We start from the raw sequence: 22189 nt of genomic DNA, 5'->3' as shown, positions 1-22189 counted from the left end.
ACCGATTAAACAATTTACTAAAACTGAATTTGTCGCCATGGTCTGTGTCCTCACAGACCATTTAACTTATCTTCTTTCGATCTGTGGAGACACAAACCGTGGATTAAGCTATCTTACAAATGCCATGGCTACTCCGCCATCAACATTTAAAACATTTCCGGTTGATTTGTGCAGCAAGCCACCCACAAAGGCGAAACAAGCATTGGCAATATCATCTGGTAGTATAATCTGATTTAACAAAGTACGTTTCGCGTAATAAGCCGGTAGTTCTGCAACGGTAATTCCGTAAGCTTTTGCACGGCCTTCTGCCCAACCCCCTGCCCAGATATTACTATCGCTGATTACAGCATCAGGATTAACTACATTTACACGGATATTATCGGCTCCCAATTCTGCAGCATTTAACCTGCTCAAATGTAACTGGGCAGCTTTTGCACTGCCATAACCGGCATTGTTAGGTCCGCTTACCAGGGCGTTCTTACTTACAATATTAATGATATCGCCACCAATATTCTGCTTTTGCATCGTATTTGTTGCAGCCTGAGTAATAAAAAACTGACCTTTTACCAAAACATCATATAATAAGTCCCAATCCTTCTCGGTATGATCAGCAATGGTTTTAGAAATCGATAACCCTGCATTGTTTACAATAATATCTACTCCACCAAAAGCCAAAGCAGCCGAATCGAAAGCTTGTTTAATATCTGCTTCGCTGGTTACATTTAAAATTGCGGTACTATAAGAATCTTTACCATACAGGCTTGCAAATTCCTTACCTGCTTCCTCCAAACGCTCGGCATTCATATCGTTTAAAATCACCACGCCACCTTCTGCAACAAACTTTTTAGCAATTGCTTTACCTATACCACCTGCACTACCGGTAATCAAAGCAATTTTACCTGTTAAAGGTTTTGGCTTAGGCATACGCTGTAACTTCGCTTCTTCCAACAACCAATATTCGATGTTAAAAGCTTCCTGGTGCGGTAAAGAAGTATATTCTGAAACGGCCTCAGCGCCTTTCATTACGTTAATGGCATTGATATAGAATTCTGCAGCAACCCTTGCCGTTTGTTTATCCTTAGAGAAGGTAAACATTCCGATACCAGGATATAAAATAACAACCGGATTGGTATCGCGAATGGCAGGACTGTTTGGATGTTTACAGGCTTCGTAATAAGCCGTGTACATTGCCCTATATGCTTCGAAAGCTGGCTCCAATGTTTCTTTTAGTGCTTTAACATCCGATAAATCGGCATCGCTTGCTAAAGTTAAAACCAGCGGACTGATTTTGGTGCGTAAAAAGTGATCAGGGCAGCTTGTGCCCATTGGGGCAAGGCGATCCAAATCGTTAGAATTGATGAATTCTAAAACACGACTGTCGTCGGTAAAATGACCGATCATGTGCTGTTTAGAAGAACATAAACCACGCAAAACAGGTGCTAAAGCAGCCGCTTGTTGTTTACGCTGATCTGCTGCTGCACTTTCAATCTTCTGTCCACCAAAAACAGGTCTTTTTTTTCCATAATTCTGGCTGAGGTAATCAGAACAGATTTCGATTACTTCTAAGGTATTCAGGTAACTTTCGTAAGCCGTATCGCCCCAGGTAAACAAACCATGTGAGCCCAACATAATACCACGGATACCTGGATTCTCATCTAAACATTGCTTTAATTGCAGGCCCAGTTCGAAACCAGGTTTTTTCCATTCTACCCAGCCTATCGTTCCACCAAATAATTCTTCGGTAATTTTTTTACCGTCTTTAGCCGCAGCGATGGCGATAGCCGCATCCGGGTGCAAGTGATCGATATGTGCAAACGGTAAAAAACCATGCAGAGGAGTATCGATTGATGGTGCTTTAGAACTTAAATCGAAAATACAGTGGTTAAACAGTTCAACCATTTCATCTTCGTGTTCTACACCACGGTAAATATTTTTCAGACTACGCAAACGATCAACATATAATGCTGCAAGACCACTTTTCTTTAAGGTACCTAAATCGCCACCTGAGCCTTTTACCCACATTACTTCGGTTTCTAGGCCGGTAAGCGGATCTTTTTCCAATACTTTACACGAGGTATTTCCACCTCCATAATTGGTTAAGCGTAAATCTGCACCCAATAAATTTGAGCGATAAATTAAGAGGGCAACTTCATCACCAGCAAGTTTTGCGGCTTCCTCTTCATCCCACAAATAGCTTACGTGCTTATAACTTTTCGTATCGATTGACATTCTTATATTCTATTTAAATTTTTATTTATTAACCTTTTATTGAATTACCATAACCAACAATGAGTACCGAAATGATGATGGTTAAAATACCCGCCAAAACAGTAATCAATGTTTTTCTCGACACACCTTTCCACTCTTTTAATACCAGCCCCCATACATTGGCAATTAAAATGATAAAGGCCATGTGCAGAATCCACGAACTGGCACCGTTACCCATTTTGCTTTCGCCCATGCCATAGAAAAAGAATTGTAAGAACCAGGTGGTACCTGCCAATGCCGAAAAAATATAATTTTTTAACAGTGGCGTTTTTGCATTGGTATAATCGCCAAATGTTTTATTCCTTGCATTTAATACCATACACCAGATAAAATTGGTGGTTAAACCACCCCAAAGCACAATTACATAAGTAACGTTGTTCTGGAATAAGAAATTACCTGTTTCAGCAGGATTTGCTGCTTTCCAGATGGCGTTTGCAGCTTCAGCCATTGGTTTTCCGGCTTCGATACCAAAGTTAAAGCAAGCACTTAAAACACCCGAAACAATACCCACGAATAGACCAAGGCCAAACTTATATTCTGTTTTAACCTCCATGCCGTGAGGATCGGTAATACCAGATTTCATTTCCTTCTCTTTCATCATACCTGCTTTACCGCAGATGACAATACCCACAACGCAGACTAACAGCCCCAGCAATACCATGCGACCCCAATCGGTATGTAGAAACATGGTAAAAGTATCTTTACCTGCCTGAGGGAAAAAATCAAAGTAGATAGATGGCAGAATCGAACCCAAAACCATACAAAGTCCTAAAATGATACTACTCCCTAATGATACACCCAGATAACGGACGCCTAAACCATAGGTTAAGCCTCCAATACCCCAAAGCAAACCAAAAAAATAGGTTAGCCATAAAATACTACCGTTGGTACTGGTTATAATTGCCGTAAAATTCGGGATGGTTAAAAAAGCAGCAAGTGGCGGAACGATTAACCAGGAGAAGATTCCTCCAACGATCCAGTAACTTTCCCAGGCCCAGCCTTTAACTTTTTTGTACGGAATATAAAAACTTCCGGAGGCGAAACCACCGAAGAAATGAAAAATTACACCTAAAATTGCTTGCATGCGCTATTAATATATTTGGTTGCTCTAAAATAGAATATACAGTAATTTTAACTGTTATGCACTGTTATGGATGAGCAATAAATTGGTCCATGGAACTATTAGTCGGGAGACCAAGACGGAGGTAGGAAGTTATAATGTATAAAAACAGATACCAATTCTTTTTCGTGTGTCAGATATTACCATCTGACACCTAACTAAGATCTTAAAGTTTTAATTATCTAGTTCAGGTTATTAAGTATAAATCCTTCTATTTTTTAGAAAATGAAGAGGCAGCATTTCATAGGTGCTGTTTCCCGCCATTCGCTTTATCCCGATTGAAAATAATCGGGATGCTCGCTACTGTCGGGTTTAGTTAACAATGGTTTGTTTACAATAGCCGATTTTTATTATTGGCAGATGAAAAATCTCTGTTCCCTGCACTAGTCTAGGTTAAATAAACCCGATTGTTGGGAAGAGCTTCCGATCCTTCATCGGAACTCGAACCAAAAGCGGGACTGAAAATGCCAAAGCACAAAACCACTCATTTCCTATTAACCTCTTTAAGCTAACTGGAACAGTTTAAGAATCCTTTCTGGCGCATGATGTTACCGCCTGATACATTTATGACATTGGAAGCGCAGAAATTCTCTTCACAATATCCTCAATTACCTCAAGCGATCTGAGGATTTTATAATGCCCCACATCCTCAAAAGATTTTGAACTGATTGCGGGATATTTATCCAAAAATTCTTTAAGAAATGGGTATGGCGAAATATGATCGGCAGGATCATAAGCCAGAAAATGATCTAAATCCGGACTTAACTGATACAGTTCGGTCAGGTTAAAGTGGCTTACAGGAACGGGGAATTCTTTGGCAAAGTTGCTGAAAAAGATATCTTGATCCTTGATGCCGATGTTCACCGAATCGAGACTTTGTTCGAAGTTTTCTTTCAGTCTGATTAATTGTGCGATACTAATAAGCAGATTGGGCGTAACACCCAGCTCCTGCAAAGCAATTACATTAGCCATGCCGCCAAGCGAATGCCCAATGAGGACATCAGGTTGTGCATAGTTTAAGGCAATAGATTTTACTGAACCGGCATATAACATCAGGTTGGAAAATTCAGAGATTGAGCTTCCGTTGCCAGGTGCATCAAAAGCAATGATTTCCAGGTCATCTATTTTCAGGAGCTCAATAATCAGTTCATAAAAATCTAAAGCCTTCGAAGCCCAGCCATGCGTAAGTAACACTTTACGTTTTCCATTTCCCCAGCTAAAGCAGTTAATGCTTATATCGGCATTGGTAAAATAGGCATCAAAAACCTTGAGGCTAAACTGTTTCGAGGTAGCAATAAGCTGTTCCTGATGCAGGCGTAATGGCATTTTGGGGGAGTAGAAAATAAACTCACGCATTAAAGCTGCATCAGGCGCCGCCTGCGTTAATTTTAGCTCGTTTACAATTTGTTTTAGCCTTTTCAATTCAAGCTTATTTATGAGTTAAACCAGATGTGATTTTAAATCAGCTGGCGAATAGTTGATCGATTTTAAAGTCTTGTCGTCAGATTTCCTGAACACCAAAAACAGTCCGTCGATTTCTTTGTAATAAGATTCGGTCTGGTCTTTATCTAAATAAAACTGAATGGTTTGTTCTGCTTCTTCTACGGTTTTACAAGCTTTGCTCATGTTAGAACGGTGAACTTCATCAAATAAAGTTTTAAATTTTCCACCCAAACCAAACTCATGGATCGCACCCGCCAAAACATACTGCAGATCGCAAAGGGCATCAGCAACTTCTACCAGATCATCATTTTCTACTGCTTCCTGTAATTCTTTCAACTCTTCAGCTAAAAGCGAAATACGGAGATTGGCTCTTTGTTTTGAAGGAATAACTGGACTTTCGAGAATAGGGTGTTTAAAGGTGGTGTGAAATTCTGCAACCTGGTTTAGCGAATTCGTTTCTTGCATGGTGATGTTTGATTTAATCTTTATACAGCAAACTTAAAAAAATCGGAAGAAATAATGGGGAGAATTTATGCACACAGCTGATTAATTGTTGAAACTGGTTAATCGGTTAACTGATTGTTTAATTTCTTTATTGCAGAATTCTTAAAACTAGCTAATTGGTTAACCAAAGATGAATCCCAAACAATTTAACAATCAAACCTTCAACAATTAACCAACCCCGTCTTAATGTCCTCAACTTCTTAATGATCAAAGAAAAATAAAGTCTTAAAGCTTTTTACCATTAAGGGATTAAGAACATTAAGATAGAAGTTAACTGGAGATCAATCCCAACCAATTTAACAATCAAACCTTCAACAATTAACCACCCCCGCCTTAATGTCCTCAACTTCTTAATGATCAAAGAAAAATAAAGTCTTAAAGCTTTTTACCATTAAGGGATTAAGAACATTAAGATAGAAGTTAACTGGAGATCAATCCCAACCAATTTAACAATCAAACCTTCAACAATTAACCAACCCCGCCTTAACGCCCTCAACTTCTTAATGATCAAAGAAAAATAAAGTCTTAAAGCTTTTTACCATTAAGGGATTAAGAACAATAAGATAGAAGTTAACTGGAGATCAATCCCAACAAGTAAACAATTTAGAAATTAAACCTTCAACAATTAACCAGTTAACCGATTTATACAATTAACCAAACTACCCATTCCTCTTCCCTTCCCTAACCACTTTAAAAAACTCTTCTTTATAGGTTTCGCCGATGGGAATCGCTTGGTCGCTAATATAAACGGTATTCCCATCTATCATCTTAATTTTTTCGATAGAGATAATGTACGATTTATGGATGCGGTAAAAAGGCGGCCGGGGCAGCTCAGTTTCCAGCTCACGCAGTGCCTGGTAGGTCACAATCCTTTGGGTGGCGGTATAAACTGAAACATAGTTTTTCAATCCTTCAATGTATAGGATATCTTCATAATTGACCTTAATAAACTTGTTCTTGGTATCACCTTTAATGAAAATAAAATCGTTCACCTGCGTCACCTGCTGCACAACAATTTCTTGCTGAACGGGTGCCACAGGCATTAAAATCTGTTGCGCTTTAGTAGCTGCTTTATAAAAACGCTCGTATGAGATCGGCTTAAGCAAATAATCTACCACATCAAGATCAAAGCCTTCTAAAGCATATTCTGGATAGGCTGTGGTTAGAATTACTTTGCATTTACCTCCACAGATTTTCAAAAACTGGATCCCGGTTAATTCTGGCATCTGTATATCTAAAAAAACAAGATCAACTTTACCTTCCTGAACCAGGTTAAGTGCTTCAAAAGCATTTGTAGTGGTCCCAACCAATGCTAAAAAAGGGGTTTTATTGATAAAGGCAGCAATAATATCTGAAGCGTAAGATTCATCATCAACGGCAAGGCAACGGATCATGGTTGGAGGTTATGGGTTAACGTTTAGGGGTTAGCGACTAGCGCAAATAAAGTATTTCAATGATACAACTTATCCGCTATAGATTTAAAATTAATGTGCTTTTGTAAGTATTGCCATTGTTCGAAATCAACAATTCATGCTTTTCGGGATAAATCAGATCCAACCTGCGGTGGATATTTACCATGCCCACACCACTTGAATGATCTTTCTGCGCATGGCTGATCTTATTGCTCACCTCGAAACTTAAGCGTTTGTTCTGCACCTTAAGTTTAATGCGCACAGGCTGTGCTTCATCATTTACCACGCCATGTTTAAGGGCATTTTCAACAAAAGGGATCAGGATCAGCGAAGCTATTTTTTGGTTGGCAATGCCCTCGGTTGTAAAGTCGACATAAAATTTGGGTTCAAAACGCATCTTAAATAACGCCACATAACTCTCCAGATATTCTACTTCCTTATCTAAACTTACTTTTCCATCAGGACTATCATTTAAAGTATAGCGCATTAAATCTGATAACCGCAAAACAGCATTGGCCAGTTGATCGGAAACAGGAATGGCCAAAGAATAAACATAATTTAAGGTATTGTACAGAAAGTGTGGATTGATCTGTGATTTCAAAAATGAAAGTTCAGCCTTCACCACTTCTTCCTTAAGTTTCCTGTTAACCTGTTCCGACTTGAAGCTATGCTCGATACCATAAACCGCAGCAGGTGTAACAATAAAACCAATGCTCCAATAAATATTATCTGTGATGTAAGCCCAGGCTGTTGTACCATCATCATAGTTATGAAAACCAAGCCATTTTAAATAAAGCACTTCTTCTATTAAATACCTAAGTGCAATAAATACCCCTATGGTAAACAAAATGCCACCGATTAACTGAAGTACTTTATTCTTTTTCAAAAATCTTGGATATACCCATAAGTAACAGATGTAGAACTCTATCACTTGTATAAAATTCATAGAGATATTCAAAGCGGCCTTGCTAAAAGTTGTACCATCAATTAAATAGCCACCATAAAAATAGCCTAATACGAGTATCCAGCAAAAAATATGGATGGAAATGGTTCCTATTCTTTTCATGGCCTAAAACTATGCAAAGCTTTTTTAACTGCCTATTTTCTTATTCCAAACCTGCATATAATTATCCCAACCTCTATAATTTAAGTATCAATACCTTTTGTTGCCAAAAAAAGCGTTGGGATAATATTTTAAAGGGTTGGGATTATTTAATTTTTAGGCTGATGCAACCTCTTCATCTTTGAATCGTCAATATAAAACAAACACGATATGAACCTCTTATTTAAATCTGCTCTTTTTGCGCTGCTTATTTCTAGCCTTCAAACCACTTTTGCTCAAAACATTAAGGTATCGGGAACCGTTACCGACAAAAGCAATAAAGCACTCGATTATGCGTCAGTAGCATTAATCCACTTACCCGATTCGGCTTCGGTTGCCTTACAAGTCACCAACCAACAAGGTTTATACGAGTTCAGCAATGTTAAATCTGGCAGGTATTTTATTAAAGCCTTAATGATGGGTTACGGTAAAAACCAATCTATACCATTTGAAGTAAAAGATATGGCTGTTAAAGTTCCGTCAATTACGCTGGAAGACCACGCTCAAAACCTGAAAGATGTAAACATCGTATCGAAAATGCCTGTAATTGATCAAAAAGCAGACAGGGTGATTGTAAATGTAGAACAGATGAATACCGCAGGTGATAATGCACTGGAAGTAATCAGCAGATCGCCGGGAGTAAAACTGGATAAGGACGATAACATTGTGCTGAAAGGTAAAAAAGGAATCAACGTGATGATCGATGGTAAGATGAGCTATATGACCGGCGTGGAATTAACCACTTACCTCAAATCGCTACCTGGATCGGTATTAAGTAAAATCGAACTGATTTCTAACCCTCCATCCTCTTTCGATGCTGCTGGCACAGCAGGGATCATCAACATTAAACTCAAAAGAAATAAAATGCAGGGCTTTAATGGAAACCTGAATATGGGTGGTGGTTACGGCCGCTATGAAAAAGTTTATGCTGGCACCAACCTCAATTACAATATCGGTAAGGTGAGTACCTATGTACGCTTAAACGCCGGACACTATAATTCATACAACAGGTTAACTTTAAACAGAACAATTGGCGACGAACAATATAACCAGCTTAATTTCTGGCACCCGGTAACCAATAGCTTAAATTATTCTACCGGTGCTGATTATTTTATCAATGAGAAACATACCTTAGGCTTAATGGTAAAAGGCTTTACCGCACCCGAAGAAACCAAGGTAAACAGCAATTCGGTAAATTATAATGCAGCGGGTATAAAAATGGGCGGAACATCGATGTTTAATCCGCAAAGCAATACCGAAAAAAACCATGCACTTAATTTAAATTACCGTTTCAAAACAGATACATTGGGCGGTGAACTGGGTTTTGATGCCGATTATGTTCAATACGACAACAGCAAGAACGAAACATTTACCAATAATTACCTCGATGCCAGTGATCAGCTGATCGGCAATCCAATCGATTTACGCAACAAAGGCATGGGCAATGTTTCTATCTATTCCATTAAGGCCGATTATAGCTTAAATTTTTCAAAAACATTAAAAATGGAAACTGGCTGGAAAAGCAGCTGGGTAAAATCACAGAGCGATGTACGTTTCGATTCGCTAAAAACCGCTGGCTGGATTAACGATCCGCGCCGAACCAACGCCTTTTTATACAATGAGAACATTAACGCAGGTTATCTTTCTTTAGATCAGAGCTTCAAAAACCTACAGATCAAAGCAGGTTTACGTGCAGAACAGACTTTGGGCAATGGCAGTTCATCGGGAACCAATACGCTGATCGACAGGAAATACTGGAAACTTTTCCCAACGCTATTTATCTCCTTAAAACTGGATTCGAACAACCTCGTAACGGCTGCCTATCGCAAAAGCATCAACAGGCCATCATACAGCAGTTTAAATCCCTTTACCTTTTATACCGATCCCTATACTGCCATACAGGGAAACCCATTATTACAGCCATCCTATGCCAATAGTTTTGAATTTAATTACTCAATTAAAAATTTCAGGGTATTAACGTTGAGTTATTCGGTAAGTAATGGCGCGATGTGGGAGGTGATTTATCAGGACAATAGCACAAAAGAAAGTATCTCCAGGCCAGAAAACCTGAACCGTACAACAAATTTTTATATGGCCACCGGAAGTCCTTTTGATGTAACCAAATGGTGGAACAACAGTACCGAAGTTTCTGTTGGTTATAACCGAACCACATCGGCAGTACAGGGAAATGGCTATAATGCCTTCTCGTGGAACTGGTCCGTTATGTCGGATAATACCATCACTTTGCCTAAAAACTACAGCTTAAGCTTATACGGTTATTACGATTCTCCTTCTATTTCTGGTTTATTCCGCAGTTTGGGAAATTATCAGCTCAATGTTGGCGCTAAAAAGTCATTCTGGAACAAAAATGCAACCTTGGCCTTAAAAGTAAACGATATCTTTAATACCAGTAAATTCAGAGCCAATCTGGAATACAATAACATTAAAACCTATTGGCAGAACGAATGGGAAAGCCGTAGGATAAACTTAAGTTTCACCTATAAATTCGGAAACATGAAAATCAAAACTGCCCGCAGCAGGCAAACCGGAACAAGCGATGAGGAAAAAAGAGTCGGCAAAAATTAAGATTAAAGGGTTAACTGTATAAATCGGTTAACTGCTTAATTGAGCTTGATTTATCAATTCCAACAATTAAACAGTTTCAACTTGAGCTGTATTTCTCGATTTCAACAGTTAACCGATTAACCAGTTTCAACAATTAACCTTCTATAAAACCAGTAGCATCCAAACATTACAGGCAAAATGGCCAGAATTACCCAATGGAGCTGCGATTTTTTTAAATCCTGCCTTTTCGTACATCGCAATTGCCCTTTTAAGATCGGGAAACGATTCAAGGTAAATCTCATTATACCCAAAGTGCTGCGCCGATTCTATACTTTTCTCCATGAGCATTTTGCCAATCCCTTTTCCGCGCGAAGATGCCGAGGTGTACAATTTAACCAGCTCAACACAACCATCTGGCAAGCCTTCAGTTGGATAAATACCACAGCCACCAATAATAACACCATCCTCTTCGGCCAACCAGTAAGCCGATTGAGGGTGTTCGAAAACTGTAGACAACGCATCGGTTGTAGGGTCGGTGTAAACAGTGCCAGGCTTGTCTATTTTAAATTCTCTTAAAATCGTCCTGATCATTGAAGCAGTAGCAGTATTATCTTGTACAGTTATCTTCCTGATGGTAATGGCCATATTGCTATTTTTTTTTGTAAAGTTAGAAAATGAGCAATTGCTTTATAATAATATCAAACAAAATAAATCGAATTTCATTTATAAAGTATTAAAACAGATTTATACCATGGAAAACGAAGAAAATAAAAAAGGAGCAATGCAAGGCAACAATCACCCAAAACCGACAGATGATGTACAGTTGGAAATTGAAACCGTAATCCCTTCAACAGAAAAAGAAACAGATAAACCAGGTGAGCCCGCACAAAAAACCGAAGAGGTTAATGAGGAAAAAGCAAAACTCAATGATCAGGAAGAAGAAGCTGACTCTACAGAGAAACCTGCTGAAGAAAACAAAACTGATAGCGATAATAAGCGGGATGATATTGAAACCATTACACCAAGCACCTAAGTTAATTTTGTTAAACCCAATTGCAGCTGAAATAGTTTTAGTATTTTGGCGTTATGAATAACATGAAAGAAAAACTATTGCTTTTCCTGTTTACCATAAGCATTTTTGGCTGTGGAATAAACAGGCAGGCACAGCAGATAAAAGCCCTGGAAGACTGCACTTATAAAATTACAGGTGTACAGCAAGTATCAATTGCAGGCACGGATATTAAAAAATTAATGGACCAGCAAAGTTTTAGCTTAACCAGTTTACCAGGGGTTGCATTAGGCTTATTGAGAAAAGACATTCCTTTAAGAGCCAATCTGAATTTAGAAATAACCAATCCATCGAGTAGTTTAGCAGCCATTAACCAGTTCGAATATAAAATTTTGGTCAATAATACCGATTTGGCAGAGGGCATTGTTAATCAAAATGTAAGCATTGCACAAGGGCAAACAGTTACTGTTCCTGTACAATTGGTGAGCAATATTTATGGATTAGTGTCTAATGGAAATGTTTTTAATGATATTATTAAGGCCGCTCAGAAAGGATCAGCTTCAAAAGATGAAAAACTAGGTTTATTAACCATTAAAATAAAGCCGACCTTTATGCTTGGCAATACACCTGTTAAATATCCTGGTTACATTACCATTAACAAAGATATCAGCAGTAAAATATTATTGTAGATATCACCAGAAATAAAAATGCCTACTTAACAAACATGTTAAGTGGGCATTTTCGTTAAAAGATTGATTAAAATCTTTTATCAGGTGTCATGATCATCCCCTTAATTCCTTTTGGATCCAACTTTTCATCCAGCGACCTCAGTTCTGCAACCGATAGTTTTGATGGCATTGCTGTTGTGGTTGCACTTAAGCTAGCTGTTTTTGCAGCAGTAGTTACAAAATTACCGTTTTTGGCATACAATAATGCGTAAGCCAACAAAGTCTCTGTTTCATCTCCCCACGCTTTGGTTAAATCTTCTGCCGATTCTTTATCAACCGTCAGGCCTGAATAGTAGCCACCAACGCCAAGTTTATTTTTCGTTTCAAATTCTGGGATATACATATCCACCTTATCTATTCTGATCGGGAAGAAACCAACAGGTTTACCATAAGTTGTTCTACCGATTAACTTTACATCCATTACTGGTTTTAAGCTGTTAATGGTTAACTCGCTTGCAGATGCAGTAGATTCCGTTACGATAAAATAAACCCTGTTTAATGTTAAACTACCTGATTTTGCAAATTTCTCTATATTATCGGCAGCTGTAGGCGAATAATTTAAATCAGCATAAGTGGCATACTTTCCATTTACACCCGTGGTAAAGGTCTGTAATTTACCCGCATCATCTAACAATGGTTGGTGTGCCAAAATGGAGGCTTTACGCTGAGCAGTAGTGATAGACTGTAGATAGTTATTGTAATAAGAAGTAAACATCGTATTACCTGTTTCTCCTGCTGGTGCTGCTAAATTAATTATTTGGGTAGCTGTTGAAACATAACCCCCACCGTTATAGCGTAAATCAATAACCAATTCGCTTACTCCCTGGGTAGCAAAAGTAGAAAAAACTGCATTTATGGCTGCAGAGGCATTATTGGTAAAACTATTAAATACAATGTAACCCACTTTCTTTGTACCAACCGTATAAACATTGGTAAATAATATCGGGTTAACGGTATATAAACTGCTAGCTATAACAGCTGTTTTCGGATTGCCTCCAATATCATTAAATGCCAAAGTCACACTTGCATTTGTACCAAAAATGGCGTTATTTAAAAAATTAACGGCACCAGGATAGGTTAGATCTGTTCTTCCATTTACACTGGTTATCCTACAGCCACGGGTTAACCCCTGCAATGCTGCCGGTGAGTTTGGATAAACATATTTTACTCTTAAATCTGTCGTGCTATTATACTGAACAGAAAAACCATAATCACTGGCCGAACCGTTTACATCTGCTTTAAGCGCACCTGTTTTACCCGAGGTAGCTGCCGTATAGTCGAAAAACGAATATTTAGGTTCGCTTGAAGTGCTTACAAATTCATAAGGTTTTCCTGTTGCCGGATCTAAAGAATATTGTGTCATGGCATATAGCTCAGCTTCATTTGAACTAAATCCGCGCGGATTAAACACTTCATAAGTTGGTAGCGAAGTATTCCAATAATAAAGTTCTTTACCGTATAAAAAGATAGAATCTTTAGTCAATTCATCCCGCGTTCCGGTAGGCGTAGTAACAACTGGTGGGGTTATTGGCTCATCAGGCGCAGGACTGCTCTTTTTGCAGCCGGTAATGGCCCCAAAGCTTAAAAAACCTAGTGCAACCAGGTAAAGGAATCTCTTATTTCTCATGGAAATTATTGTAACATTATCTTTTATATACGTACCGGGCAAAGGTTAAGTTGTTCAGGAATAAACTTTTGTCAACCAACAAACTAAATTTAATTCAAAATATTGTGCTGCTGTGCATATGCATCAATCAATTACGTAAATCTACCGATTAAATTACTTTTTACTGAGATATTTATTAAATTTCAAAAAAGACATTCCAAAACAGTGGCCAGACGAAAGTCCTTATGCCCCTATAAATTGTCGCCTTTGCACCGCTTAAGTCAATCAAATTCTCTGCAAATTTGTTATACTAAATTATCTGATTTAAAAACCAAGAACCATGGAAAAGATCGAATTTAAAACCACAATTAACGCCACAGCAGAAAAAGTTTGGGATGCGCTGTTTGGCGTAGAAACCTACCCCAAGTGGACAGCTGTTTTCGCAGAAGGATCGCGTGTAGAAACCGATTGGAAAAAAGGAAGCAAAGCCCTTTTTCTGGGTGATAACGGAGATGGAATGGTAGCTGTTATTCAAGATAATATCCCTAACCGGTACATGTCTATCAAACACCTGGGCGAAATAAAAGACGGCAAGGAAGATCTCAGCGGGGATTGGGGCGAGACACTCGAGAATTACACCCTCAATGAAAAAGATGGCAGGACAGAACTCCTTATCGATATGAACATTAACGATGAATGGAAAGATTATTTCGAAAAAACCTGGCCTAAAGCGCTAGATAAGGTAAAAGAGATAGCCGAGAAACAAAATGAATATCACGTAGAAACATAAATGTTCGCTACCTCAAAACGTAAAAAGCCTTACATTTCTGTAAGGCTTTTGTTTTTAAGTGGTGCCACCTGGATTCGAACCAGGGACACAAGGATTTTCAGTCCTTTGCTCTACCGACTGAGCTATGGCACCCCCTTTTGGGATTGCAAATGTAGTATTCTTTTTCCCAAATCCAAAAAAGGATTTAAGTTTATTTAAAAAAATAGAGACCTATTTAGCCATATGAATTCATTTTTCTGACAATCAGTAAGATGCAATCAACAAAATACTTATCAATTCTGCTACTTCTTATTGACCATCGTAAACAATAATGACTTTAGCGCTTTCCCAAAACGGTTTATTAGATCAAGAAAAAAGTTTGGAGATGGAAGTATTTGTGGATTGGGAATAGGAAAACAGTGCCTTAGTATTTGGCTACTGTAGCCCCCGCCTTCCACTTTACTCCACTTTACTCCGCTGCGCTTCGTGTTCGTTCCAGTCGGGTTTAAACAACAAAGACAGTAGTTTTTGGCGGGATTTGCGCCTGAAAAGCGGTTCAAGATTTAGTTCATTTTCTTCTTAACATCCTGACCCGGATTTTCGGTCTTTCGGACTCCTCTGTATGGATCAAGCAAAAAAGTTGGGGATGGAGGTATTTTTGGATTGGGAATGGGAAAACGGCGCTAGTAGTGCTTGGCTACTGTAGTCCCGCCTTCCACTTTACTCCGCTTCGCTTCGTGTTCGTTCCAATCCAGGTTTAAATAACAATTCAGTGGTTTTTGGCGGGATTTCCGCCTGAAAATTGGTTCAAGGTTTTGTTCATTTTCTTCTTAACATCCATAATCCGGATTTCGGTCCTTCGGTCTTCTCTGTACAAACCCAGCTCAATAGCTCCTACAGCAGCGAAATCCTTTTGGCTGGCGGTTCATGAGCAGTATAGATCGAGTTTCCAAAAGATTGGAGCGTATGGAGGGACTACCATTGTTCGGAGCAAGCCATTGCGTTCCAAATTAATATGAGCTCCCAAATTTACGCTTGAGCCTCCTTTAATTCCCGTAAAATATAGCGAAAGGCCGGAAACCAAAAAAGCCTCTCATTTCTGAAAGACTTTTGGAAGTGGTGCCACCTGGATTCGAACCAGGGACACAAGGATTTTCAGTCCTTTGCTCTACCGACTGAGCTATGGCACCATCCGTTTGGGATTGCAAATGTAGTGTTCTTTTTTCAAAAGCAAAATTTTTTTTCGATTATTTCATTCCTGCGCTGATTATCAATTAATTAATTTTTAACGATTTTTAAAGCAGGCCTTAATCCTTGCTTAGAATGAGTACAAACAAACAATTTTATTATTTTTTTTATGCATGCATAGCAATTTATTTAGATTAATATCCTAATTTAGCGTAACAATCTAATATTGCATGGTAGCACAGATCCTTTTTCTAGTACTTACACTTGCAGCAATTGCGCTGTTTACAGTTAACCTGCGTAAAATAATTCGCAATATCCGTTTAGGAAAACCGGTAAATCGACAAGATCAGCCACAAAAAAGATTAATGACCATGCTTCGCGTGGCATTTGGTCAGTCTAAAATGGTTGTCCGCCCTATCCCTGCCTTTCTCCACTTTTTTGTTTACATCGGTTTCGTAATCATTAACATTGAAGTATTGGAGATCATGATCGATGGTTTATTCGGCACGCACCGTATTTTTAATGGACTGGGTGGTTTATATAATTTTCTGATCGGATCTTTTGAAATCCTGGCTTTTACCGTTTGGGTTTCCTGCGCCATTTTTCTGGTCCGCAGAAATATACTCAAGCTTAAACGCTTTAGCGGCGTAGAGATGAAAAGCTGGCCAAAATCTGATGCCAATTATATTCTCATCACCGAGATTTTATTAATGAGTGCTTTTTTGTTCATGAATGCAGCTGATGCAAAATTACAACTTTTGGGTGCCAGCCATTATGTTAATGCAGGTGCATTTCCGGTAAGCCAGTATTTAATGAATATCCTGCCTTCATCAGAAAGCGCCTTGCGCATAGTAGAGCGCGGCTGCTGGTGGTTCCACATTATAGGCATTTTGGCTTTCTTAAATTACCTGCCTTACTCGAAACACTTTCATATTCTTTTCGCCTTTCCAAATACCTACTTTTCTAATTTGGAGCCTAAAGGTGAGTTTACAAATATGGCCTCAGTTACCAATGAAGTAAAGGCCATGCTGGATCCTTCTTTTGTTCCGGCAGAAACCGAACCTGGTAAATTTGGCGCCAAAGATGTAACCGATTTAAGCTGGGTAAACCTGATGAATGCTTATACCTGTACTGAATGCGGAAGGTGTACTTCGGTATGCCCGGCAAATATTACAGGTAAACTTTTATCGCCACGGAAAATTATGATGGATACCCGCGACCGTATTACAGAAGTGGGCCAAAATATTGATAAACATGGCGCAGAACATCATGATGGAAAATCTTTATTAGACGATTATATCAGCAGAGAAGAAATTTGGGCTTGCACGAGCTGTAACGCCTGCGTAGAGGCCTGTCCGGTAAACATTGATCCTCTACAGATTATTATGGAGCTCCGCCGTTTTGCAGTGATGGAAGAATCGCAGGCACCGGGAAGTATCAATGCCATGATGGGGAACATCGAAAATAACCAGGCACCCTGGAAATACTCTCCGGCCGACCGTTTTAACTGGGCTGAAGAAAAATAGTTTTAAGATATGAAGAGCAAAGCTTTTTTGATTTTATCCGTTCTGATCTTACTAATCAATCCACTCAGGACTCATGCGCAGGTTCAGAAAGAGATCACAAAAGAAAAGCTGGAAGGTTATAGAAAAACGTTTTGGGACAATATCCCGAAACCAAAAGGCTGGGTGAACGATTACGAGCTGGATTTTAATAAAAAACAGATTGCATCATTGGAAAACCAGATTTTAAAGTTTAAAGCAGAATCAGGCATCCAGATCACCATAGTAACGGTTGATACGATGATGACAAGCAAGAAAAAGTTCAACGATCTTGCTTTAAGGATTGCCAATAGCTGGAAACCCGGAGAAAAAGGAAAAGACAATGGAATTTTGATTGCCTTTTCACGCAAACACCGGCTAATTAGAATATGTAATGGATATGGCATTGAAAAACTGATATCCGATAAGGAAACAAAAGAAGTGATCGATAGGTACATCATCCCCCACTTTAAAAAAGATGACTATTATACAGGAGCATTTACAGGTTTAACCGAGTTGATTAAATTGTTAAAGAAAAAACAATAGTACACATCTGGTCTATTGTACCGGATACTAACTAATGATTATAAAAATGGAATTTAAAGTCCCTACAATGGCCGAGTTAATGGCCGCAGGTGAAGAACCGGAAATATTATTTTGGGTTGGCTGCGCTGGAAGTTACGATGAAAGAGCGCAGAAAATTACCCGCGACATCTGCAAGATTTTACATCATGTAGGCATCAAATATGCTGTTTTGGGCACAGAGGAAAGCTGTACAGGCGATCCGGCCAAGCGGGCTGGTAACGAGTTTCTTTTCCAGATGCAGGCCATGACCAATATCGAGGTATTAAATGCTTACAACATTAAAAAAATTGTAACAGGCTGCCCGCATTGCTTCAATACCATTAAAAATGAGTATCCGGGTTTAGGCGGCAGTTACGAAGTGATCCACCATACACAATTGATACAGGATCTGATTAACGAAGGCAAACTAAAAGCTGAAGGTGGCGAAAGTTTTAAAGGTAAAAAAATCACCTATCACGATCCATGTTATTTGGGCCGTGGAAATGGAATTTACGAAGCGCCCAGAAAAGCCTTAGAGATACTTGATGCACAGTTGGTAGAAATGAAACGCTGCAAAAGTAATGGCTTATGCTGTGGTGCAGGAGGCGCACAGATGTTTAAAGAACCAGAAAAGGGAAATAAAGATATTAATGTAGAACGCATTGATGAGGCTTTACAAACTAATCCACAGGTTATTGCAGCAGGTTGCCCATTCTGTATGACCATGCTAAGCGACGGTATTAAACTAAAAGATAAAGAACAGGAAGTTAAGGTGTTGGATATTGCTGAGATTACAGCAAGAGCAAATGGCCTGTAACAATCGTTTTTAGATATTCAATCTGTCACGTTGTTCAAAGGACTCCTACGGAGAGCCTGTCGAAACGCTTAAATCTGTAATTAAACAGATCCTTCGACAAGTTATAAATGACAGATTCCAATAGAAAGATAGTCATCTCGACTGGAGTGCAACGGAATGGAGAGATCTTTAAACTATGATGTTACCGAAAAGTTTAAAGATTTCTCCATTACGCTACCGATGAAAAATCGGTGAGCTTCAGTCGAAATGACGATATTATTTCACTTAAGTTCTCTTGTCATTTATATTGATTTTCATAAAATAAATTATCCTTTAGGGTAACAAACCAATATTAATGACACAGCTTCTTTTACAATGTCACTGATGTATTCCTCTATACCGCGTCAGATAAAGAGGTAAAAGTAAAATCTCTTATTCTTAATGGAGGTAAAAGATAGTTGGCTTCCGATTCGGCACTAACTGTTCTTTCGGCTATTCCGATTTCATCCAGGTTGTTCAACATAATAATCGGACTTTCATTGAAACGGAAATTTTTGACTGGGAACTTGATCTCTCCATTTTCGATATAAAAAGTACCATCCCTGGTCAGCCCTGTAAGCAAAAGGGTTTGTGGATCTACCGTGCGGATGTACCATAAGCGTGTAACCAATATACCTTTTTCTGTTCCTTTGATCAGCTCTTCCAGCGTTTTCGTTCCGCCTTTCATAATGGCGCCACCTGGGAATGGAATCGTTTTAATCCCGGTTTTTTGGGCCCAGTACCTCGAACTGTATAAATTTTTAACCACTCCCTTTTCTATCCAGTTTACTTTCTGTTGCGGTCGCCCATCTCCAGACCATGTTGCAGTTGGCAGTTCGGGATTCCATGGGTCAGAGTAGATATTTACTCTTTCATCCACCAGCTGTTCTCCCACCTTCGTTTTGCCTCCAGTTTTGCTCATAAAGCTCCGTCCTTCATCGGCCTGCCTGGCATCCATCGAGAAGAATAGGTTTTCCAGCATCACTGCTACCGCAGTCGGTTCTAAAATAACGGTATACTTACCTGGTTCTATGGCCTTTGCCGTTACCGACGACATGGCCTTTTTGGCTGCTATAGCTGTATCAGCTTTTGCGTTGAGTTTGCTAAAATCGTTGTATCCCCTTGTGGCATAACCAGATCCTTTACCATCATCAGTTCTTACGGTAATATTAAAAGCTACATCGGTTGAAGTATTGTAGGCAAACAAACCTTTACTGTTCATCATTGCCGAACAGCCTATACTGTTGGATAAAAACCCTGCAGCATTCAGCTTGCTGTCTATAGCCTGTTTTAAACTGGCCTGTACTGCATCGGCCCTGTCTTTCGGGGTAACGGCTGCAGTAGCCGGAGAAAAGGTAGGCGAATCGGCACCATACTCCTGCGGACCGAGAAAAGGCATAAATTCAGGATTTTCGGGTGCCAGCTGAGCAAGTTCTTCTGCCCTGCGCACTACTTTTTCCAATGAGGCATCGTCAAATTCATTTATAGTGGCCGTACCCAGTTTTTTTCCGAAGGCAGAACTAACTACCAGGCTGTTCGCGCTTATTCCCCCACTGGTTGATACCGAATTTCGGGCGTACCTTATATTACCGCTATCTGAGCAATTTAGGTTTACTTCACATTGTTCTGCTTTAGAGTAAGAAAGTACTTTAGTTAAAAGTGCCTTTGCTTCTGCTTTTGTTAAGATTGGCATAATTTCTATCAGATTTTTCTAGCGGTGTTGATCACATTAACCTTATTAAACCGTGTGGTTGCCGATCCGTGAGATACAGCACTCACCTGACCTGGCTGGCCTTTACCATCAAAGAACGAACCTCCTAAGCGGTAATCGCTCTGATCACAAATGGCTACACACGAATTCCAGAATTCCTGAGTATTGGCCTGATAGGCTACATCTTTAAGCATACCTACAATTTTCCCTGCTTTAATTTCGTAATAAAGCTGACCGCCGAACTGAAAGTTATAACGTTGCTGATCGATCGAGAAAGACCCATCGCCTACAATGTAAATGCCTTTTTCAACATTTTTAATCTGATCGGCTATGCTCAGCTTAGCTTTGCCCGGCTGCAGTGAAATGTTGGCCATACGCTGAAACTGCACACTACTCCAGTTATCAGCATAACAACAGCCTTGTGAAGCATTTAAACCTAATATATGCGCCTGATCTCTGATAGCCTGGTAATTTACCAATATACCGTCTTTAATTACATCCCATTTTCCGCATTTTACACCTTCATCATCATACCCAACAGCTCCTAATGATCCGACTTCGGTTTTATCGGCAGTAATATTAACCTCCTTGCTGCCATAATTAAATTTTTTAGATTCCCATTTGTCAAGTGTCAGGAAACTGGTTCCTGCATAATTGGCCTCATAGCCCAACACCCGGTCAAGCTCGGTTGGATGACCGCACGATTCGTGTATGGTTAACCATAAATGTGAAGGATCCAATACCAGATCATACTTACCTGGCTCTACTGATTTTGCCTTCATTTTTTCACCCAACTGCCTGGCTCCCTGTGTGGCATCTTCAAGCATATCGTACCTGCCTTTATAAAGCGTACCCGAAGCTGTTTGTATTTTATCCTGTGGCCTTGCATCCAGGTATTCGTATCCCTTGCCAGTAGGTGCACTCAATGCATTTCTCGTTTCGAACTTACCAGTTGCCTTATCTATTTTAGTGATAAAAAAAGTAGGCCAAATACGGTGGATGTCCTGATCGATGTATGAACCATCGGTAGATGCAAAATATTTTTGTTCATTTACGGCAAATAAGATGGAGTTGATGTAATCTGCACCACCTTTCATTGCCGCATCGTTCACCGCCAGCAATAAATCTACCTTTTCTTTTACGGGTACCTCAAAGGTATTTTTTTCAATCGGTGCTTTCCAGCTTACCTCACCATATCCTTTTTGTGGCGCCAACTTTACGGGCTCTCTTAACAAACGGGCATTTTCTTTGGCAATAGTTACCGCCAGTTCGGCTGCTTTGGCAATACTATCTTTGTCCATTTTGTCGGTTGCCGCAAATCCCCAACTGCCATTCGAAATTACCCTGATACCAATTCCGTACGATTCGGTATTTACAATATTCTCTACTTTATCCTCGCGTGTAACAACGTATTGGTTAAGATACCTACCTACGCGCACATCAGTATAAGTTGCGCCTTTTGAGCGTGCCGCATTTAGGGCTACATCAGACAAGATTTTTTTAGCCGCCGGATCGATATACGTTAAGGCTTGCTCGGGGGAAATCTCTTTCCCAAAAACTGGAATAGCAGGAAGCATAGCCGCGGCAGCCCCTACTCCAGTTAAATAAATAAAGTTTCTACGTTTCAAGATGAGATTGTTTAAATGTAACTGAATATAAGTGTTTTAACTTATATTCAAAAATTTCTTGATCCTTGTACTGTTTAGGTTGTTTATTTTTCTGCTACTATGTCGGTTTCCGTGCCACAAACCAAAGTTCATAGCCCCGATCGAAGCGGCATCCCCGATATTTCATCGGGATAAAGCAAAGAGGTACTGTCTTTAA

At 39.4% G+C, this 22189-nt stretch carries 17 protein-coding genes and 2 tRNA genes; 7 read left to right on the top strand and 12 right to left on the bottom strand.

All coding sequences use genetic code 11. The features are described from left to right. Positions 1–108: 108 nt before the first annotated feature. The 6 genes from J7E57_RS23535 to J7E57_RS23510 form a co-directional block, all read right to left on the bottom strand. Entirely contained in the window at positions 109–2229 is a 2121-nt protein-coding gene (locus J7E57_RS23535; RefSeq protein WP_215129244.1) for a bifunctional aldolase/short-chain dehydrogenase, read from the bottom strand. Between the two features lie 28 nt (positions 2230–2257). After that, positions 2258–3352, bottom strand: coding sequence for an L-rhamnose/proton symporter RhaT (rhaT, locus tag J7E57_RS23530; RefSeq protein ID WP_215129242.1), 1095 nt, complete (start codon positions 3350–3352; stop codon positions 2258–2260). A gap of 600 nt (positions 3353–3952) precedes the next feature. Next, complete coding sequence (locus tag J7E57_RS23525) at positions 3953–4810, bottom strand: alpha/beta hydrolase (protein WP_215129240.1); 858 nt, start codon at positions 4808–4810, stop codon at positions 3953–3955. A gap of 18 nt (positions 4811–4828) precedes the next feature. After that, positions 4829–5296: a nucleoside triphosphate pyrophosphohydrolase family protein gene (locus J7E57_RS23520; protein ID WP_057932530.1), complete on the bottom strand. Its 468-nt coding sequence runs from the start codon at positions 5294–5296 to the stop codon at positions 4829–4831. Between the two features lie 698 nt (positions 5297–5994). Then, positions 5995–6729 carry a LytR/AlgR family response regulator transcription factor gene (locus tag J7E57_RS23515; protein ID WP_215129238.1) on the bottom strand — a complete coding sequence of 245 codons (735 nt, stop codon included), beginning with the start codon at positions 6727–6729 and terminating at the stop codon, positions 5995–5997. Positions 6730–6805: 76 nt separating this feature from the next. Beyond that, positions 6806–7813 (bottom strand): sensor histidine kinase, encoded by a 1008-nt coding sequence (locus J7E57_RS23510; protein ID WP_215129236.1) that lies wholly within the window; start codon positions 7811–7813, stop codon positions 6806–6808. Between the two features lie 207 nt (positions 7814–8020). On the opposite strand from J7E57_RS23510, the gene J7E57_RS23505 reads away from it, so the two are divergent. Then, entirely contained in the window at positions 8021–10435 is a 2415-nt protein-coding gene (locus J7E57_RS23505) for an outer membrane beta-barrel family protein (protein ID WP_215129234.1), read from the top strand. A gap of 141 nt (positions 10436–10576) precedes the next feature. On the opposite strand, the gene J7E57_RS23500 is transcribed toward J7E57_RS23505, so the two are convergent. Next, positions 10577–11059 carry a GNAT family N-acetyltransferase gene (locus tag J7E57_RS23500; RefSeq protein WP_215129232.1) on the bottom strand — a complete coding sequence of 161 codons (483 nt, stop codon included), beginning with the start codon at positions 11057–11059 and terminating at the stop codon, positions 10577–10579. A 106-nt stretch (positions 11060–11165) separates the two neighbouring features. Between J7E57_RS23500 and J7E57_RS23495 the strand changes: the two genes are divergently transcribed. Then, positions 11166–11447 carry a hypothetical protein gene (locus tag J7E57_RS23495; RefSeq protein ID WP_215129230.1) on the top strand — a complete coding sequence of 94 codons (282 nt, stop codon included), beginning with the start codon at positions 11166–11168 and terminating at the stop codon, positions 11445–11447. Positions 11448–11509: 62 nt separating this feature from the next. After that, entirely contained in the window at positions 11510–12112 is a 603-nt protein-coding gene (locus J7E57_RS23490) for a hypothetical protein (protein ID WP_215129228.1), read from the top strand. A gap of 67 nt (positions 12113–12179) precedes the next feature. Here the strand turns inward: J7E57_RS23490 and J7E57_RS23485 are convergent, their stop codons facing one another. Beyond that, the gene (locus J7E57_RS23485; RefSeq protein ID WP_215129226.1) at positions 12180–13778 is read right to left on the bottom strand and encodes a S41 family peptidase; all 1599 of its coding nucleotides are present in this window, start codon (positions 13776–13778) and stop codon (positions 12180–12182) included. A gap of 319 nt (positions 13779–14097) precedes the next feature. Between J7E57_RS23485 and J7E57_RS23480 the strand changes: the two genes are divergently transcribed. After that, a complete protein-coding gene (locus tag J7E57_RS23480) occupies positions 14098–14547 on the top strand; it encodes an SRPBCC family protein (protein ID WP_215129224.1) in 450 nt (149 codons plus the stop codon). Between the two features lie 59 nt (positions 14548–14606). On the opposite strand, the gene J7E57_RS23475 is transcribed toward J7E57_RS23480, so the two are convergent. After that, positions 14607–14679, bottom strand: a tRNA-Phe gene (locus tag J7E57_RS23475). A gap of 964 nt (positions 14680–15643) precedes the next feature. Continuing rightward, positions 15644–15716 (bottom strand) — tRNA-Phe (locus tag J7E57_RS23470). A gap of 228 nt (positions 15717–15944) precedes the next feature. On the opposite strand from J7E57_RS23470, the gene J7E57_RS23465 reads away from it, so the two are divergent. From J7E57_RS23465 to J7E57_RS23455, 3 genes are read left to right on the top strand one after another with little or no spacing between them, the layout of a single operon-like run. Continuing rightward, the gene (locus tag J7E57_RS23465; protein ID WP_215129222.1) at positions 15945–17240 is read left to right on the top strand and encodes a (Fe-S)-binding protein; all 1296 of its coding nucleotides are present in this window, start codon (positions 15945–15947) and stop codon (positions 17238–17240) included. A 9-nt stretch (positions 17241–17249) separates the two neighbouring features. Further along, positions 17250–17801: a TPM domain-containing protein gene (locus tag J7E57_RS23460; protein ID WP_215129221.1), complete on the top strand. Its 552-nt coding sequence runs from the start codon at positions 17250–17252 to the stop codon at positions 17799–17801. A 46-nt stretch (positions 17802–17847) separates the two neighbouring features. Beyond that, on the top strand, positions 17848–18636 hold the full coding sequence (locus J7E57_RS23455) for a (Fe-S)-binding protein (RefSeq protein ID WP_251030022.1): 789 nt from the start codon (positions 17848–17850) through the stop codon (positions 18634–18636). A gap of 373 nt (positions 18637–19009) precedes the next feature. On the opposite strand, the gene J7E57_RS23450 is transcribed toward J7E57_RS23455, so the two are convergent. Both J7E57_RS23450 and J7E57_RS23445 read right to left on the bottom strand, forming a co-directional pair. Then, positions 19010–20347: a TldD/PmbA family protein gene (locus J7E57_RS23450; RefSeq protein WP_215129217.1), complete on the bottom strand. Its 1338-nt coding sequence runs from the start codon at positions 20345–20347 to the stop codon at positions 19010–19012. 8 nt (positions 20348–20355) lie between these two features. Next, positions 20356–21993, bottom strand: coding sequence for a TldD/PmbA family protein (locus tag J7E57_RS23445; RefSeq protein WP_215129215.1), 1638 nt, complete (start codon positions 21991–21993; stop codon positions 20356–20358). Positions 21994–22189: the final 196 nt, after the last annotated feature.

The sequence above is a fragment of the Pedobacter sp. ISL-64 genome (genome assembly GCF_018613605.1).
Lineage (GTDB): Bacteria > Bacteroidota > Bacteroidia > Sphingobacteriales > Sphingobacteriaceae > Pedobacter.
The sequence above is the reverse complement of the archived record's forward strand: the minus strand, read 5'-3'. Positions and strand labels throughout refer to the sequence as shown.

Bases quoted from the DNA above. Each gene is read 5' to 3' on its own strand.
- J7E57_RS23450 (WP_215129217.1), bottom strand. From the start codon at position 20,347: ATGCCAATCTTAACAAAAGCAGAAGCAAAGGCACTTTTAACTAAAGTA.
- J7E57_RS23485 (WP_215129226.1), bottom strand. From the start codon at position 13,778: ATGAGAAATAAGAGATTCCTTTACCTGGTTGCACTAGGTTTTTTAAGC.
- J7E57_RS23480 (WP_215129224.1), top strand. From the start codon at position 14,098: ATGGAAAAGATCGAATTTAAAACCACAATTAACGCCACAGCAGAAAAA.
- J7E57_RS23460 (WP_215129221.1), top strand. From the start codon at position 17,250: ATGAAGAGCAAAGCTTTTTTGATTTTATCCGTTCTGATCTTACTAATC.
- J7E57_RS23455 (WP_251030022.1), top strand. From the start codon at position 17,848: ATGGAATTTAAAGTCCCTACAATGGCCGAGTTAATGGCCGCAGGTGAA.
- J7E57_RS23505 (WP_215129234.1), top strand. From the start codon at position 8,021: ATGAACCTCTTATTTAAATCTGCTCTTTTTGCGCTGCTTATTTCTAGC.
- J7E57_RS23465 (WP_215129222.1), top strand. From the start codon at position 15,945: ATGGTAGCACAGATCCTTTTTCTAGTACTTACACTTGCAGCAATTGCG.
- J7E57_RS23520 (WP_057932530.1), bottom strand. From the start codon at position 5,296: ATGCAAGAAACGAATTCGCTAAACCAGGTTGCAGAATTTCACACCACC.
- rhaT (WP_215129242.1), bottom strand. From the start codon at position 3,352: ATGCAAGCAATTTTAGGTGTAATTTTTCATTTCTTCGGTGGTTTCGCC.
- J7E57_RS23515 (WP_215129238.1), bottom strand. From the start codon at position 6,729: ATGATCCGTTGCCTTGCCGTTGATGATGAATCTTACGCTTCAGATATT.
- J7E57_RS23500 (WP_215129232.1), bottom strand. From the start codon at position 11,059: ATGGCCATTACCATCAGGAAGATAACTGTACAAGATAATACTGCTACT.
- J7E57_RS23510 (WP_215129236.1), bottom strand. From the start codon at position 7,813: ATGAAAAGAATAGGAACCATTTCCATCCATATTTTTTGCTGGATACTC.
- J7E57_RS23495 (WP_215129230.1), top strand. From the start codon at position 11,166: ATGGAAAACGAAGAAAATAAAAAAGGAGCAATGCAAGGCAACAATCAC.
- J7E57_RS23535 (WP_215129244.1), bottom strand. From the start codon at position 2,229: ATGTCAATCGATACGAAAAGTTATAAGCACGTAAGCTATTTGTGGGAT.
- J7E57_RS23490 (WP_215129228.1), top strand. From the start codon at position 11,510: ATGAAAGAAAAACTATTGCTTTTCCTGTTTACCATAAGCATTTTTGGC.